The sequence below is a fragment of the Sphingobacterium sp. JUb20 genome (assembly GCF_004342035.1).
GTDB classification, from domain to species: Bacteria; Bacteroidota; Bacteroidia; order Sphingobacteriales; family Sphingobacteriaceae; genus Sphingobacterium; species Sphingobacterium anhuiense.
Map to the genome: position 1 here is coordinate 124,018 of NZ_SLYV01000008.1, position 16,223 is coordinate 140,240.

The window sequence follows — 16,223 nt, forward strand, 5'->3', positions numbered from 1 at the left end:
TAATCCGCTTTTTCTATTTAATAAGCTGGCCATTCTTTTCTTTCCAATCTTTCATGGAACCACTATAATTTTTAATCTTTTTTATCCCTGCTCTATAAAGGAGTGAAGTGGCTATAGTAGCACGATCTCCTGACTGACAGTGTAAATAAAGTTCTTTGTTGGTGTCAATTTTATGAAGATTTTCGGTTAAAGTTCCCACGAATAAATGTGTTGAATTTGGAAGATGTGCAGTTTTAAATTCATTCTCATTGCGAACATCTAGAATTTGTGCATTAGGATTATTTAAAGCATTATTCATTTCTTCGAAATCAATAATTTTCTGCTTTTCAAGAGGTAAGCCAAGTGTCGTTATTGTTTCGGGAGTGATAAAACCAATCGCCTGATCAATACCTATGCGCATTAGTTTTCGTGTAACGTCTTCTAATTGGTCTTTTGAAACAATGAGTATAAAAGGGTTATTATAATCTAATATCCAGCCAGCCCAATTGCTGAATGCTTTGTTATTTTGAATGTTAATGCTATTTGGGATAAATCCTTTTGCAAACTCTATTTTATGGCGTGTATCAATAACTGTTACATTATTTTGATAATGCGATACAAATTCATTCGTCTCTAATTCTTTGTAATTGGGTACGGATGTTAATAATGGACGCTTGATTTTGTTGAGTTTTTTCATCATTGCAAAATATTTTGGTGGTTCTGGCTGCCCACTTAACAGTTCTTCTACAAATCCCACTTCATTATTTCCAAATTGTAATGCCCAGTTTCTTACTTTTTCATATCCGACAGTTGTACTTGGGACTGCGCCTAAAGCTTTTCCACACGCTGATCCTGCTCCATGTGCAGGCCATACTTGGACGAATTCGGGAAGGTTGGCAAATATTTTCAAGGATTCGAACATTTGATGTGCTCCAATTTCTTTTGTGCCAACAAGTCCTGCCGCATTTTCTAATAGATCTGGACGACCCACATCGCCAACGAAGACAAAATCTCCTGTAAGTAACATGACGGGTTCGCTTGTTGCAGGAGTATCGGTTAATAGGAAACTGATACTTTCAGGCGTATGTCCTGGTGTATGTAGTACTTTGAAAATAAGATTCCCTAATTTTATTTCATCTTGATGCTTTAACCCGATATGATCAAAATCATACTGCCACTCTGGCCCTCCTTCATCAGATAGATAGAGTTGAGCTCCTGTTAGCGATGCTAATTCTAATGATCCCGAAAGATAGTCGGCATGAATGTGGGTTTCTGCGATATGAGTTATTTTTAAATTGTTTTTTTCTGCAATTGATAGGTATGTGTCTACATCTCTTTTAGGATCTATCACAATTGCTACGCCTTTGGCTTGACAGCCAATAAGGTAACTTGCATGTGCTAATGATGATTCGAAAATGTGTTGGAAAAACATAATTTATTTCTTTATAAATTTATAAACTGACTGATTTCGGTACCTGCTATGGCAATGCCTATTGCTCCAAGAAAGTATCCAAATACTACTTTTAAATTTTCTGGCTTTAATTTCGTTTTCAATTGGAATCCAATCATCAATCCAATCAGTGTGATTCCTGTAAAGATAATTAATATTGCCCAATTGATTTGATCTAAGTGTCTGAAATTGCTGAGTAGACCGAATGTGGCGTTAATGGTAATAATGAATAGGGATGCCGCCGTGGCTTGTTTAATGTTAATTTTCATTAATAATACGAGTGCGGGTACGATGATAAATCCTCCTCCGGCCCCCACCAATCCAGTTAATAATCCAGTGATAAATCCGATGGTTATTAAATGAGCTATAGTATTGCGTACTCTTCCAGAATTATTATTATTATTATTATTATTTCTTTTAAGCATTACAAATGCCGAGACTAAAATCAGTACTGAAAAGAAACTCATAATAATCTGATCTTTCGCGATAGTACTCTGATTGATAGGGATACTATTGGGAATATTTGGAAGTATATATTGCTTCGTAATGTACACCGCTAGCAGCGATGGAAGAATAAATAATGTTGTTGTTTTAAAATCAATTTCTTTTTTGAACACGTGTCCAATGGAGCCTATTAGTGATATTATGCTAATGGTAAATAAAGAATAGTCAAGTGCCTGGATGGGCTCTATATGAAATAAGTAAACAAATATAGGTAGTGTTAAAATACTGCCGCCACTGCCCATAATACCCATTGTGAGACCTACAGCTATTGCTAATGTGTATCCGAGAATGAGTGATAATTCCATCATATTATTCCTTTTTTTTCAAAGGTATGGCCTTATTAAATCATAAAAGGTAACATAAGTTACCTTTGAGTGTTTTATTTTATTCATTAAAGTAGCCGGATATTATTCCTTTGCAATAGAATCCTCCCTTGGTTTTCTAATGATTTTAATATGCGCGATACCACTACACGAGATGTATTGAGGTCATTGGCAATTACTTGGTGTGTGATGTCAATGTCTTGTGATTGAATGATTGTTGCTTTTTCTTTTAAGTAGTTCATGATCCGAACGTCCATTTGCAAAAAAGCGATGTTGTCGACGGTTGTTAGCATCTCATTGAGTCGATTGGAGTAGCTCTCCAAAATAAAATTTCTCCAGGATTTATAATGCCCCATCCAGCCATCTAGATATTGATTGGGTATCATAGCAACTATAGTATCGGTATCAGCAATTGCTCTGATTTCACTTTTTTTTGCCCCAACACAACAAGCTATAGACATGGCGCAAGTATCTCCTTTTTCTAAAAAGTATAATAACAGTTCACCTTCTTTTTTGTCTTCGCGAATAATCTTGATGACGCCATCTAATAGAAGTGGCATAAATTTAATATACTGACCAATGTCTATGATTACTTCGCCTGCTTTAAATTTTTTGACGATGGCAACTTGTTCGATTTCTACGATCAATTCTTTCTCAAAAATTCCAGAAAATGCTTGTTGAACTGTGATCATTTGTTAGTGTTTAATGAGGTAACTTATTTCTTAAAAGGCCATATAACCACGTTCCCAGGAGTGCAAATACCAGTACAATTCCCATCGTCCAATATCCTGCTCCTAGGAGTGTAAACATTGGTCCGGGACATGCGCCGGTGAGCGCCCAGCCTAACCCAAAGATTGTTCCTCCAAGAAGGTAGCGTGTGATACTCCTGTTTTTATCTATGAATTGAATATCTTGGCCACTCGTATCTTTGATATTCTTACGTTTGATTATTTGTACAATTATAATTGCTGTGGTTAAAGCTGTACCAATTATTCCATACATGTGAAATGATCTGAATTGGAACATTTCATATATGCGGTACCAGGAAGCGGCCTCTGACTTATACATGATGATACCAAAGAGTATTCCAATTAATATAAATTTTAACTGTTTCATAAGGATTTAGAAAATAAGTGGGAATATAAATTGAACCATGATGATCCCGCCAATAAAAAAACCGATAACGGCAATCAATGAGGACAATTGAAAGTTGCTCAATCCGGAGATGGCATGTCCTGACGAGCATCCTCCAGCATAACGGGTCCCAAAACCGATTAATAAGCCACCAATGCTTAAGAGTAAAAATTGAAAAAGTGAGCCATCAAATAGAAACAGACGGTCGGGCATATATCCTTGTAGATTTTCTATAATACCTAACGATTGAAGGTCAAGGACACTTTTGCTGTTAATATCAGGTGTGCTCCCATCACTTAGATAGAAATGCGCTATAAATCCCCCGATTATAGTGCCTAGTACTACTAATAGATTCCAAATCTGTGATTTCCAGTCAAACCGGAAAAAAGAGCTTGTTTTACCTGCCCCTGCTATTGAACACATTGTTCTTAAATTATTGGACATCCCAAAATCTTTGCCCTGTTTTAGTAATAAAAACATGATAAGGGCAATCAATGGACCTGATATATACCAAGGCCATGGTTTTTGAATAATTTCATACATAATAATCAATCCTAATGTGACACAAAGTAAAGGAAGAAAAAAGAGAAAGATTGTAACTTTAGTTACAATCTTTCTCTTTTTATGTATTTGTTACATGTCGTAATATTCTAATTTACTGTCTTTTAGTGATTGACAGAGATTCTTGAGATCATCTTCCGATTCGAATAACTTATTTCTCCAAGCTCTGACGTGCGCTCCGGTTTTTAATTTAATGATGATAAGATTGCCTCCCGATCGTCTTAAATTACGCACATAGTCTATGGTATTGAGCGGTATGATTTTATGAGAAGTGGGATCTTCTATTGTTAGAGATTCATTGTCAATAGTCCAAACTGTTGGTTTTCTTGAGCATTTTACGGCAATATACAAGACAAGAGGCAATGAAAATAAGGAGCCCATTATTTTTACTACTTCGGATAAAGGCAGTCTCGATACGATGTAAACAAGAGCTAGGACAAATAGCATCATGAGCAACATATATCTGCCCCGGTGTAATGTTGCAATCTTAAAGCTCAATTTTTCCATGTTATATTTTTAATGCAAAGAAACAGAAACCTGAGCTAAAACAAAAATGAGACAAGTAATTGCCTCATTTTATTATTATTACTCTGTTTCCATCTTTTGGACGAATTTTCCTTTATGGTCGATATAAAAAAAATCTTCTCCATTTTCTGAGACTAAAGATAACCCAGAATCGAACGGAGCTGCGTACTGATATTTAATGGGCGTGACAGGTTTGCCTTTTAAATCAATGAATCCATATTTTTCGTTCTGCATACAAAGCCAGAGATTCTCCCCACCGTTTGTTATAAATTCGAAAGCTGCACTAAGTTTTTTCTCCTGATGGTCAACTAGGTAATATAGTTCTTCTTCTGATATGACAGCTGTTCCATTTTGAAATTCGTGAATGAGTTCAAATTTAGTAGGAATGATTATCTTCCCAGTCCTGTCAATGACACCTGATCCAGTTTTTGTTGTTACGATGGCATGTTCATTGTCGAATTCACGGGCATAGCTGTATAATGCAGGAATAATGATATGAGCATTCGTATCCATAAATCCGTATTGGTCATTTTTTGAAAATAATAATGGACCATCTTCCGTTCTTGCTAAGTGTTCATATTGACATGGGATAACTTCTTTGCCTTCAAGATTTAATAGACCATAGCTATTATTAGAATCTACAGCTACGGCATATCCTGCAATGTATTCGTGAATAATGCTATATTTAGCAGGTGTAACTTGATTGCCATCCTCATCGGAGATACCAATGTATCCGGTGTTTTCGTCAAAATAGGATACTCTGTTTTCATCTAATTGAGTAGGTTCAAATGTGAATTGTTCTTCAGCTTTTTCGATAAGTTCAAAATCAGCAGGGATTTCAAATAATGAAGGATTTATTTCTGATGCTGTAACTTTAAAAGCTTGAATTCCCATTTCATAGGCTGATATGGATAATGCCGCGCCGGGGATCTTCTCTAAATAACCATATTCTCCCCAGTACATTTTAGGGAGAGCTTTCGTATACCAGACTTCAATAATTGGATTTCCTTCTTCTGTTTCAATTGGAAGTGTGATGATGGCTTTGTTACAGTTGTAGCCTGCAATTGATTTGGATTCTCCTGTTATAAATTCAACCTGTAGATCAGCTGTTGAGATGGGGTCTTCAGTATCAGCGACAGTTAATTTTCCTGATAACAGCTCCTCCTCATAATAGTTTTCATTATCGTAATCTAATGTATAGGCTTTGTGTTTGTTAAAGTCAGATATCTGAACTGTTTTATCCATAAATTTATTTTCTACTCGTAGGAAGTCGCGAGTGGAATAAAGATCTGCTACAGATTCTGCCTCTGCAACTCCGCCCATATGGAGAGCAAATTGAATTTTATACATTTTCTCCTGTGCATTGGAGAAATTAACAAAAATTAATAGCAGGATAAGTGTTTGAAAGTGTTTACTTTTCATTGTTTTTTCTATGAACTGCGAAATTATGCATTTTCTAAATTCTTTTAAGGGGTAAAGTTTGTTGCTGTGATTTTTTCGTTACAGCATTTCTTCAAATTGCTGTTTTAAATCGTTTCTGTATATTTGAAATTCAACCAAAACTAATTCTTTTATAATTCATGAAGAAGACCGCATTATTAATAGTTCTCTGTGTAGCAAAGGTGCTCGCTTTTGCTCAACAAAAGCCAAATATTGTTATTATCATTTCGGACGATCATTCGTACCAGACAATTGGTGCCTATGGTTCTACCTTGGGACATACGCCAAATATTGACAGAATCGCAACAGCAGGTATCCGTTTTAACAAGGCTTATGTAACGAATTCGATCTGTGGACCGAGTAGAGCTACTTTATTAACGGGAAAATATAGTCATAAAAACGGCTTTAAGGATAATGAAACATCAAACTTTGATCATAGTCAAGATTTGTTTGTTAAAGACTTGCAAAAGGTAGGTTATAAAACGGCCTGGATTGGAAAACAGCACTTAGGTAATGAACCTCAGGGTTTTGATTATTTTAGCGTGTTGGTGGGGCAGGGACATTATTTTAATCCGACTTTTGTGAACGCAAATAATCAAAGAGAGACGGTTAATGGTTATGTGTCTGATATTGTTACGGATAAGGCAACTCACTGGTTGGATTCTTTAGATAAAAGTAATCCATTTTGTCTTGTTATAGGCCACAAGGCTACCCATCGTACCTGGATGCCTGATCCGCAAGATTTTGGCAAAAATGATGAAAAGGAATTTCCTCTTCCTGCAAATTTTTATGATGATTATGAGGGACGATTGTCTGCCGGGGGGCAAGAAATGTCAATTGACAAAGATATGCAGATGGGATATGATCTTAAAATGTACAACTCTGTAGCAGCAATGAAGAAGGAAGGCAATTTTTCCCGTATGAATGACGATCAGTGGCGCAAATACTTGGCCTATTATAAGCCTATCAAAGAGCAACTGGATATGAAGCAACTTTCTGGAAAAGCTTTGGCAGAATGGAAATATCGTCGTTATATGATTGATTATTTGAATACTGCTGAATCTATGGACCGTAATATTGGTCGCGTGCTGGATTATTTGAAGGAACATGACTTGGAGAAGAATACAATTGTTATTTATTTGTCGGATCAAGGTTTTTATATGGGCGAGCATGGATGGTTTGATAAACGATTTATGTATGAGGAGTCTTTCAGGACTCCAATGATTGCTAAATTTCCTGAAATGATTGCCAAAGGGACGGTATCCGACGCTCAGATTATGAATGTTGATATTGCTCCAACGTTGCTGCAGTTGGCAGGAGTGAAGAAACCCCAGGAGATGCAAGGTCAATCATTTGTTGATGTGCTCACTGGAAAAGATAAACGGGGACGTCAAAATTTGTACTATCATTATTATGAAAATGGAGAACATGCTGTTTCACCTCATTTTGGTGTGAGCGATGGACATTACAAACTGATCCGTTTTTATAAACGTGTCAATTCTTGGGAGTTATATGATCTTACTCAAGATCCATCTGAAATGAAAAATATTTATACTACTGCTCCCGCAAAGATTGTGAAGGATCTGAAAAAGAAATTAAAACGTGAAATCATGAAAGTGGAGGATCATGATGCATTAACTATCTTTAATAAAAAATTATAATGAAATTGGTAAACCACTATATTATTAGTCTGCTGACTTTAGTTGGCTCTGTTACTCAGGTAGAGGGACAGCAACAGAAACCTAATGTTGTTCTGATCTATGTTGATGATCTAGGATATGGCGACCTAGGAAGTTATGGCGCTACAAAATTAAATACCCCCAATCTGGATGCTTTGGCTTCGGAAGGAATCAGATTTACAAATGGTCATGCTACGGCAGCGACTTGTACGCCGTCTCGATATTCTCTAATGACGGGCAATTATCCATTCAGACAGACAGGTACAGGTATTTTACCAGGTGATGCTAAATTGATTATTCCTCAGGATAAAATAACGTTACCCAAAGTATTTAAAGATGCGGGGTATCAAACCGCTGTGATTGGGAAATGGCATTTAGGTCTTGGAAATCAAGTGGATAAGGACTGGAATGGGAGTGTCAAACCAGGTCCTTTGGAAGTTGGCTATGATTATTCCTTTATTTTTCCAGCTACTGCCGATCGTGTGCCAACTGTTTTCTTGGAAAATCATCATGTACTTGGTGTTAATAAGGCAGATCCGATAATGGTTTCTTATAACAAAAAAGTAGGTAGTGAGCCTACTGGTAAAGAAAATCCGGAGTTGCTGAAGATGAAAAATTCTCTTAATCATGGTCATGATAATACCATTGTGAATGGCATAGGTAGAATCGGATGGATGTCAGGTGGCAAAGAGGCTAAGTGGGTTGATGAAGAATTAACGTTAACATTTGCAGATAAAGCGATCCGTTTTATACAAGATCATTATCAAAAGCCTTTTTTCCTTACTTATAATGCCACCGAACCACATGTGCCTCGTATGCCTGCGACAATGTTTAAGGGTAAAAGTGGATTGGGTTATCGCGGAGATGCTATACTGCAACTGGATTATACTGTTGGACAACTGGTTAAAACATTAAAAGATAATAACGTATACGAGAATACGATTATTATTTTTTCTAGTGATAATGGACCTGTGCTGGATGATGGTTATGATGACGGTGCTGTTAGTCAGTTAAATGGACATAATCCATTTGGACCTTATAGTGGTGGGAAATATTCTGCATTTGAAGCGGGGACGCGTGTTCCTTTTATAATCAGCTGGCCAAAAATGATTAAAAAGGGTACTACATCGGATGCTTTAGTTTGTCAGGTTGATTTATTGAGCAGCTTTGCTTCTTTTCTGAATGTTAAATATCCTAAAGGGGAGGCTGTTGATAGTGAAAATACTTGGAAAAGCTTTATGGGTAAAGATCTGGTAGGAAGACCTTATCTAATAAAAGCATCAGGTACTTTGAGTGTATTAAAGGATAATTACAAATATATTAAGGCTGGTAAGGGCGCAAAAAGAAATAGCCTAGTAAATATTGAGCTTGGAAACGACGAGGTTGATCAATTGTATGATCTGCGCACAGATAAAGGAGAAAAAATCAACATTGCAAAAAATAATCCTGAAAAAGTCAATGAGCTGAAAGCGATTCTTGAAAAGGAAATGAATAAATAATTGACGGGGATTAATTTGATAGCTGGTATAAAAAAACGCATTTTTGCAGGATGTCATTTGCAAAAAAAATAATAGAATGGTATCATGATCATCAGCGTGATCTGCCTTGGCGAAATACAAGGGATGCTTATAAAATATGGTTGTCTGAAATTATTTTACAGCAAACCCGTGTAGAGCAGGGCATGCCTTATTACTTGCGGTTTGTGGATCGATATGCTGATGTTTTAGCTTTTGCTAACGCTTCTGAAGATGATATTTTGCATTTATGGCAGGGACTTGGGTATTATTCCCGTGGCCGAAATATGCATAAGGCTGCAGGAATTGTGCGTGATATGTATCAAGGTGAATTCCCTAAATCGTATGTAGAATTAATTAAACTGCCGGGAGTTGGGGAGTATACTGCAGCGGCGATTTCTTCTTTTTCGAATGATGAACAGCAAGCAGTGTTAGACGGAAATGTTTTTCGTGTTTTATCTCGTTATTTTGGTGTAGAGACGGCTATTAATACTCCTGCGGGTAAAAAAATCTTTACACAATTGGCAAAGGATAATCTTGATCGAGACTATCCGGCATTGTATAACCAAGCGATTATGGATTTTGGTGCTCTACATTGTAAGCCAAAGGCTCCATTATGTGGTGAATGTGAATTGCAATTAGACTGTTTTGCCTATACGCATGGAATGGTGGCTGATTTACCTGTGAAAATTAAAGCTAAGAAAAGCAGAAATCGTTATTTTCACTACTTTATTATTCAAAAGGACGATGAAATTTTAATGTCTAAGCGTGGCGCATCTGATGTTTGGGAGAATTTGTATGAATTTCCTATGATTGAAACTTCTGAGGCTTTAGAAGAGTTGGAAATAACTGCTCATCCAGAGTTTTTAGCTTTATTTGGGCCAGAAGTTACAATAAGTTTGTTGCAACGGAATAAAAAACATGTTTTAAGCCATCAAAATATTTATGCGACTTTCTATAGCGTGTTAAGCTCTAGGGATTTGGAGCAAAAAAAAGTAAATTGGAATTATGTTTTATTAAAAGATTTGGATAAATTAGCTAAACATAAGCTCATATTTTCTTTTTTAGAAACAGCTAAATTATAACCAAATACCTTAAATATTATGTCAGGAGTCAACAAAGTTATTCTAGTAGGCCATTTAGGCAAAGATCCAGAAATTAGATATTTAGACAATAATGTCTCTGTTGCTAGTTTTCCATTAGCAACATCAGAAAATTTTAATCGAGATGGAAAACGTGTAGAGCAAACGGAGTGGCATACAGTTGTTCTTTGGCGTGGATTGGCGGATGTCGCAGCAAAGTATCTGACAAAAGGAAAGTTAGTTTATATTGAAGGACGCTTAAGAACGCGTTCATATGAAGATAAAGAGGGTATAAGACGTTATTCTACTGAAATTGTAGCTGAGAACTTCACCCTATTAGGAAGGAAATCTGATTTTGAACCTCCTACAGCTCCCCCTGCTCAATCTCATGCAGATAAGATTGAGAATAAGGAGGTTGAAGTCGATTTTACAGAGAATGAGAATGATAGTGATCCATTACCGTTTTAGGTGCTGGAATATATTTCGAAAAAGAGCATCTTTTTTAATGATGCTCTTTTTTTGTGATTATTTTTTTGCTCTTGTTACATAAATTTGAACTTCACTTACGAAAACCCTTTATCTTTTATAATATTTTGGTGTATCTTTGAATAATTATGTTGCAAGATAAAATAACGCAGTATACTGAGGAAATTAAGCAATTTGCTCCAACTTCTTCAGCTGATGTAGAAAATTTCAGATTGAAATTTTTAGTTTCAAAAGGTATTGTTAAAAGTTTGTTTGATGAATTTAAAACTGTTTCTGTAGAAGAGAAGCGTGTTTTGGGTATGGTATTGAACGAGTTTAAACAATTTGCTGAAAAAACATACCAAGAGGCTCACGAAAAATTTGGTGCGAATAAATCACAGGCTCAAAAGAGTGAAGGTGATCTTACTTTACCTGGTCAGGGTTTAAAGTTGGGATCCCGTCATCCACTGTCTTTGGTACGTAAAGAGATTGTTGAGATTTTTAAGAAATTGGGTTTTATCGTTTCTGAGGGACCTGAAATTGAAGATGACTGGCATAACTTTTCGGCCTTAAATTTTCCGCCGGAACATCCTGCTCGTGATATGCAGGATACTTTCTTTATTAAAAAACAAGAAGGGAATGATATTACATTGCGTACGCATACCTCATCGGTACAGGTTCGTTTAATGGAAGCTGGTAAGCCACCTTTCCGAGCTATTATGCCTGGTCGTGTTTATCGTAATGAAGCGATTTCTGCTCGTGCACACTGTTTCTTCCATCAAGTGGAGGGATTGTATGTGGATGAGAATGTTTCTTTTGCGGATTTGAAGCAAACATTGTTTCACTTTGTGCAGGAATTATATGGTGAAGGTACACAGGTGCGTTTCCGCCCTTCCTACTTTCCGTTTACAGAGCCATCTGCTGAGATGGATATTTCATGTACAATTTGTAAAGGTGCAGGTTGCCAATTGTGTAAATACTCCGGTTGGGTAGAGATCTTAGGTTGCGGTATGGTAGATCCAAACGTTTTAGATAACTGTGGTATCGATAGTAAAAAATACTCTGGCTTTGCTTTCGGTATGGGGATTGAGCGTGTCACCAATTTAAAATATGAGATTAAAGATTTACGATTGTTTTCTGAAAATGATGTGAGGTTCTTATCTCAATTTGAAAGCGAAATCATTTAATGATAGAACGAATAGATTATTTAATCACATTATCTATACTTTTAATCAAGAAATTGATTTTAAAAGGTATAGATAATGTGATTTCTTTTTTCATTAATGCAAATAAATATGTGTTTGATAATGAAATTTTATTGATGAATAATCGTATTTTAAACGTTGTGGTTGCTCGACGTTTGGTTCATGTACTTAAATTTTCAAGATAAATCTATGGAAGCAGATAAAATTATTGAATCTATCAAAAGATCTGCTCGAGAGCTATTTCGTAAGTACGGTTATAATAAAACCAGCGTTAATGAATTGGCAAAAAGAGCTAATATAGCAAAAGCGACATTCTATAAATATTTTGATAGTAAAGAGCTGATTCTTCACGCTATTTTAATGGAGTATATTCAAGAGAATGTGAAGGATATTCTGAAAAAGAACGTCGGAGAAGAGGATTTGGCAGTTTTTCTGGGAAATACAATTTTGAAAGTTAGCCGCCTTACTTATACAGTCTGTAATGAATTTGTAGGTTGGGAATTTATTCGTGAATCTGCTAATGCGCAGGAGTATTTAAAGACGCTCTCCGATGATTTAGAATTTTTATTGCTGAGTTCTTTTATTCAAAATGATACCATTGCAGCTTCTATCTCCGAAAAGAAGCTGACTTTCCTTATTAAGACGAGCAAAAACATTGTATTTTCATTTGCATTTACAGCGGTTACAGAAGCAGATGTGCGTAAAAATTTCATTTCTTTTCAAAAGGAAATTCTTCCTTATTTAGTTCACGCAACTATTCATTAAAATTCTGATCAAAAAAGCGTAATTTTGCGCCAATATGAGAAGAAGAAATTCACAAGAAAGATTAGTTTTCAACGATATCGCGATTATTGATATTGCAGAAGAAGGTAAGGGTGTTGGAAAAACAGATGATTTGGTATTGTTTGTTGAAAAGGCAATTCCAGGTGATGTGGTTGATGTTGAATTGATGCGCAAAAAGAAAAGCTTTGGTGAAGGTCGTATTCAGACCTTGAAGAAAGCATCTGAATATCGTGTTGAACCTTTTTGTGAGCATTTTGGAGTATGCGGTGGTTGCAAATGGCAACATATGACCTATGATGCACAGCTGTTGTTTAAACAGCAGTCTGTAGAAAATGCGCTCACACGTATTGGCAAAGTTGATACTTCTTCAATGGAGCCTATATTGGCATCTGGGCAGACGGAATATTATAGGAATAAATTGGAGTACACTTTTTCTAATAAGAAATGGTTGACGACTTTGGATGATAATGTGGAAGATATGAATATGGATGCTCTAGGTTTCCACGTTCCGGGAAGATTCGATAAGATTCTTAATGTTAGTCATTGCTATTTGCAAGAAGATCCTTCTAATGTATTGCGTAATAGTGTTCGAGAATTTGCTGTCGCAAATGCGCTATCATTTTATGATTTACGTGATCATAGTGGCGTGTTACGTAATTTAATCATTCGTATTTCTTCAACAGGAGAATTGATGGTGATCGTGGTGTTCGCTTATCCAGAAGAAGGACAAGTTGAGCTATTAATGTCTTTCATTAAGGATAAGTTTCCGTCAATAACTTCTCTTCTTTATATTATTAATCAGAAAAAGAATGATACGATTTTTGATCAGGAAATAGAGATTTATAATGGACGCGATTTCATTTATGAGGAAATGGAAGGTCTTAAATTTAAGGTTGGACCAAAGTCATTTTATCAAACGAACTCTGCGCAAGCTTATGAACTGTATAAAATAACCCGAGATTTTGCAGGCTTGTCTGGTGATGAACTTGTATATGATTTGTATACAGGCGCTGGTACAATTGCAAATTTTGTTGCTAAATATGCTAAGGAGGTTATTGGTGTTGAATATGTGCCGTCGGCAATTGAAGATGCGAAAATCAATTCGGAAATAAATGGCGTGAAAAACACGAAATTTTATGCAGGAGATATGAAAGATGTGCTAACGGCAAGCTTTATTGCTAAACATGGCAAACCTGATGTAGTCATTACAGATCCCCCTCGTGCTGGTATGCATACCGATGTTGTTGCACGACTATTAGAAATGGAATCTCCAAAAATTGTTTATGTAAGTTGTAATGCGGCGACTCAGGCACGTGATTTGACTTTATTGGCTGAAAAATATGATGTGGTTCGTATTAAACCTGTTGATATGTTTCCGCATACACAACATGTTGAAAATGTTGTTTTATTAAAATTAAAGGGAGAATTATGGAAATAGAAGAGTGGTTTGGGGCATCGAAAAATAATGAAGATGATAGCCAAAAATCTAGTCCCCTAAAGAGTTTAAAGATCGATTTAGATTATTATAGTGATTCGATTAAGGAGATATCTTTAGAAATTATGGCTGAGGGCTTATCTGCGTATCCAATTTTTATAGCGCACCAACATGTTGTTAATGTCGGTGAATTGATTTTAGATCATGTCGAGCTAAAAACAAACTGGAGTATTAACGCTTCTACATTTGAAGAGCTTGTTGAATCAAATATTATTAAAGAGGATAGGAAAGACGCGTTTATCAAAAAGTTTAAGCGTGCACAGGATTTTATGTGTTTGTTAGTTATTGTTCCTGAAGGTGCAAATTTTGTCTTTTATCCTTATAAATAGGAATTCTTAAATATTTAAACTTTTTTAACAATTGATGTGTCAAACTATTATTACTTTTATTTAAATATGTATAGAAAAATAATTTGCCATATCAGTTTGCTTAGCTTCGTGTTCCTGTTTTTTTTAGGCACAAATGTTCAGGCACAACAAATACAGCGTATCTCTGGGATGGTGTTCGAAAAAGGAACTTCATTGCGTCTTCCTGAGGTGAATGTTCGTAATTTGAGGACAAATAAATCTGTTGTGTCCAATTCATTTGGTGTATTTGTAATTGAAGCATCTATTGGAGATAGTTTATCTTTTTCTAAAATTGGTTACGCTGAGGCGAAAACTTTAATTAGTGATCTTAAAGATTTCTATGTTGAATTGCAATCAGGAATTCGACTAGAGACCGTTATTATAGAACGTAAAACTAAGGAAGCGGAATTAAATGAAGCTATGCGTGACTACGGAAAGAAGGGCGTTTATAATGGTGGTAGTAATAAGTTTGGAACCTACTTGGCTAGCCCGGCCACTGCTCTTTATAACCTTTTTGGGCGTGAGGCTAAAAATGCAAAGCGTTTCAGTCGTTTTCTAGACAGTGAAAAAGAACAGTTGCAAGTGGATAAGGTTTTTTCTAAGGACGCTGTCCGAGAAATAACAAAATTGGATGATAAAGATTTAGATTCTTTTATGCGCATTTATAGGCCATCTCCGAATATGGTTGCAAATTGGCAACATTATGATTTTTTGGAGTATGTACAACGTTCTCTTGCTGATTTTAATAAAAATGGCCGTCCAGAGGGGCTTACTCTTCCAGATATTGAAGTAAAAACACAAGAGAAATAATCCATTCAATTTTCTATCTGTTCACTATTGTCGATATTTTTGTTACTAAAATTGGTCTTTATCGGCTATTATTTATTTTTTGGCATTCGGTTTGTTTCATATAGCTGTGGAATCACACTGGAAATATTATTTAAGATATTATAATTATGAAAATGAATAAGAAGTTAGCTGTTTTTGGTCTTACAGTGGCTACATCAGCAATGTTATTTGGGAGTTGTTCAACAATTCAAAATACAAATAATACCACAAAAGGTGGCGTAATTGGTGGGGTTGCAGGAGGTGCATTAGGAGCTTTAATAGGCAACAAGGCTGGTAGTACCGCTATTGGTACTATTGCTGGTGCTGCTATCGGTGGTGCTGCAGGTGTCTTAATTGGTAAGAAGATGGACAAACAAGCCGCCGAGATCGCTAAAACTGTTGAGGGTGCTGAAGTTACTCAAGCGGGTGAAGGTATCGTGGTTAAATTTGATTCAGGTATTTTATTTGATTTTAATAAATCTGATTTGAAAGCTTCTGCGAGAGAAAATATTAAAAACTTAGTCTCGACTTTAAATAAAGAGCAAGGTACTGATATTTTGGTTATCGGTCATACGGATAACGTTGGATCTTTAGATGCCAATCAAAAAGTTTCTGAAAACCGTGCTAATGCGGTTCGTGCATTTGCAGTTTCTCAAGGTTTAGCTTCTTCTCGTATCCGTACGGAAGGACGAAATTTCTCTGAGCCTTTGGAGAGTAATGATACTGAAGCAGGTCGTGCAGCAAACCGTCGTGTAGAAATTGTTATCGTTGCTGGTAATCAAATGAAACAAGAAGCTAAGAGCCAAGCTCAATAGGTCTGAAAAATATTTTATATTTAAAAAAGCGCTGATGTATCATCAGCGCTTTTTTGTTGGTTTTTATATTCATTTAGGTGCAATATTAATATGA

The 16,223-nt window shown here is 35.9% G+C and carries 17 protein-coding genes; 10 read left to right on the top strand and 7 right to left on the bottom strand.

The features are described 5' to 3' along the window. Positions 1-13: 13 nt before the first annotated feature. The 7 genes from EDF66_RS14635 to EDF66_RS14665 all read right to left on the bottom strand — a co-directional run bounded on the left by EDF66_RS14635 (position 14) and on the right by EDF66_RS14665 (position 5,898). Positions 14-1,411 carry an MBL fold metallo-hydrolase gene (locus EDF66_RS14635; RefSeq protein ID WP_132843513.1) on the bottom strand — a complete coding sequence of 466 codons (1,398 nt, stop codon included), beginning with the start codon at positions 1,409-1,411 and terminating at the stop codon, positions 14-16. A gap of 11 nt (positions 1,412-1,422) precedes the next feature. Continuing rightward, complete coding sequence (locus tag EDF66_RS14640) at positions 1,423-2,241, bottom strand: sulfite exporter TauE/SafE family protein (protein WP_132843514.1); 819 nt, start codon at positions 2,239-2,241, stop codon at positions 1,423-1,425. An 83-nt stretch (positions 2,242-2,324) separates the two neighbouring features. Beyond that, on the bottom strand, positions 2,325-2,948 hold the full coding sequence (locus EDF66_RS14645) for a Crp/Fnr family transcriptional regulator (RefSeq protein ID WP_021192211.1): 624 nt from the start codon (positions 2,946-2,948) through the stop codon (positions 2,325-2,327). 10 nt (positions 2,949-2,958) lie between these two features. Next, positions 2,959-3,372, bottom strand: coding sequence for a DUF6691 family protein (locus tag EDF66_RS14650; protein WP_021192210.1), 414 nt, complete (start codon positions 3,370-3,372; stop codon positions 2,959-2,961). A 6-nt stretch (positions 3,373-3,378) separates the two neighbouring features. Continuing rightward, positions 3,379-3,933 carry a YeeE/YedE family protein gene (locus tag EDF66_RS14655; RefSeq protein WP_132843516.1) on the bottom strand — a complete coding sequence of 185 codons (555 nt, stop codon included), beginning with the start codon at positions 3,931-3,933 and terminating at the stop codon, positions 3,379-3,381. 90 nt (positions 3,934-4,023) lie between these two features. Next, positions 4,024-4,458, bottom strand: a complete 435-nt coding sequence (locus EDF66_RS14660) for a hypothetical protein (protein WP_132771595.1) — start codon at positions 4,456-4,458, stop codon at positions 4,024-4,026. Positions 4,459-4,536: 78 nt separating this feature from the next. After that, positions 4,537-5,898: a WG repeat-containing protein gene (locus tag EDF66_RS14665; protein ID WP_132843517.1), complete on the bottom strand. Its 1,362-nt coding sequence runs from the start codon at positions 5,896-5,898 to the stop codon at positions 4,537-4,539. A 158-nt stretch (positions 5,899-6,056) separates the two neighbouring features. Between EDF66_RS14665 and EDF66_RS14670 the strand changes: the two genes are divergently transcribed. The 10 genes from EDF66_RS14670 (at position 6,057) to EDF66_RS14715 (ending at position 16,129) form a co-directional block, all read left to right on the top strand. Next, on the top strand, positions 6,057-7,577 hold the full coding sequence (locus EDF66_RS14670; RefSeq protein ID WP_132843518.1) for a sulfatase: 1,521 nt from the start codon (positions 6,057-6,059) through the stop codon (positions 7,575-7,577). After that, positions 7,577-9,094, top strand: a complete 1,518-nt coding sequence (locus EDF66_RS14675) for a sulfatase family protein (RefSeq protein ID WP_132843520.1) — start codon at positions 7,577-7,579, stop codon at positions 9,092-9,094. Before EDF66_RS14670 ends, EDF66_RS14675 begins: the two co-directional genes overlap by 1 nt. 50 nt (positions 9,095-9,144) lie before the next feature. Beyond that, on the top strand, positions 9,145-10,194 hold the full coding sequence (gene mutY, locus EDF66_RS14680) for an A/G-specific adenine glycosylase (protein ID WP_132843522.1): 1,050 nt from the start codon (positions 9,145-9,147) through the stop codon (positions 10,192-10,194). Positions 10,195-10,212: 18 nt separating this feature from the next. Continuing rightward, positions 10,213-10,659, top strand: a complete 447-nt coding sequence (locus tag EDF66_RS14685) for a single-stranded DNA-binding protein (protein WP_021192203.1) — start codon at positions 10,213-10,215, stop codon at positions 10,657-10,659. Positions 10,660-10,805: 146 nt separating this feature from the next. Beyond that, positions 10,806-11,843: a phenylalanine--tRNA ligase subunit alpha gene (pheS, locus tag EDF66_RS14690; RefSeq protein ID WP_132771591.1), complete on the top strand. Its 1,038-nt coding sequence runs from the start codon at positions 10,806-10,808 to the stop codon at positions 11,841-11,843. Between the two features lie 207 nt (positions 11,844-12,050). Further along, positions 12,051-12,626: a TetR/AcrR family transcriptional regulator gene (locus EDF66_RS14695; RefSeq protein ID WP_031289705.1), complete on the top strand. Its 576-nt coding sequence runs from the start codon at positions 12,051-12,053 to the stop codon at positions 12,624-12,626. 34 nt (positions 12,627-12,660) lie between these two features. Further along, positions 12,661-14,082, top strand: a complete 1,422-nt coding sequence (gene rlmD, locus EDF66_RS14700; protein WP_132843523.1) for a 23S rRNA (uracil(1939)-C(5))-methyltransferase RlmD — start codon at positions 12,661-12,663, stop codon at positions 14,080-14,082. Beyond that, complete coding sequence (locus EDF66_RS14705) at positions 14,073-14,468, top strand: hypothetical protein (protein WP_021192201.1); 396 nt, start codon at positions 14,073-14,075, stop codon at positions 14,466-14,468. Before rlmD ends, EDF66_RS14705 begins: the two co-directional genes overlap by 10 nt. Positions 14,469-14,534: 66 nt before the next feature. After that, complete coding sequence (locus tag EDF66_RS14710; protein WP_132771589.1) at positions 14,535-15,296, top strand: hypothetical protein; 762 nt, start codon at positions 14,535-14,537, stop codon at positions 15,294-15,296. A 152-nt stretch (positions 15,297-15,448) separates the two neighbouring features. Next, the gene (locus EDF66_RS14715) at positions 15,449-16,129 is read left to right on the top strand and encodes an OmpA family protein (RefSeq protein WP_243656060.1); all 681 of its coding nucleotides are present in this window, start codon (positions 15,449-15,451) and stop codon (positions 16,127-16,129) included. The last annotated feature ends 94 nt before the right edge of the window (positions 16,130-16,223 follow it).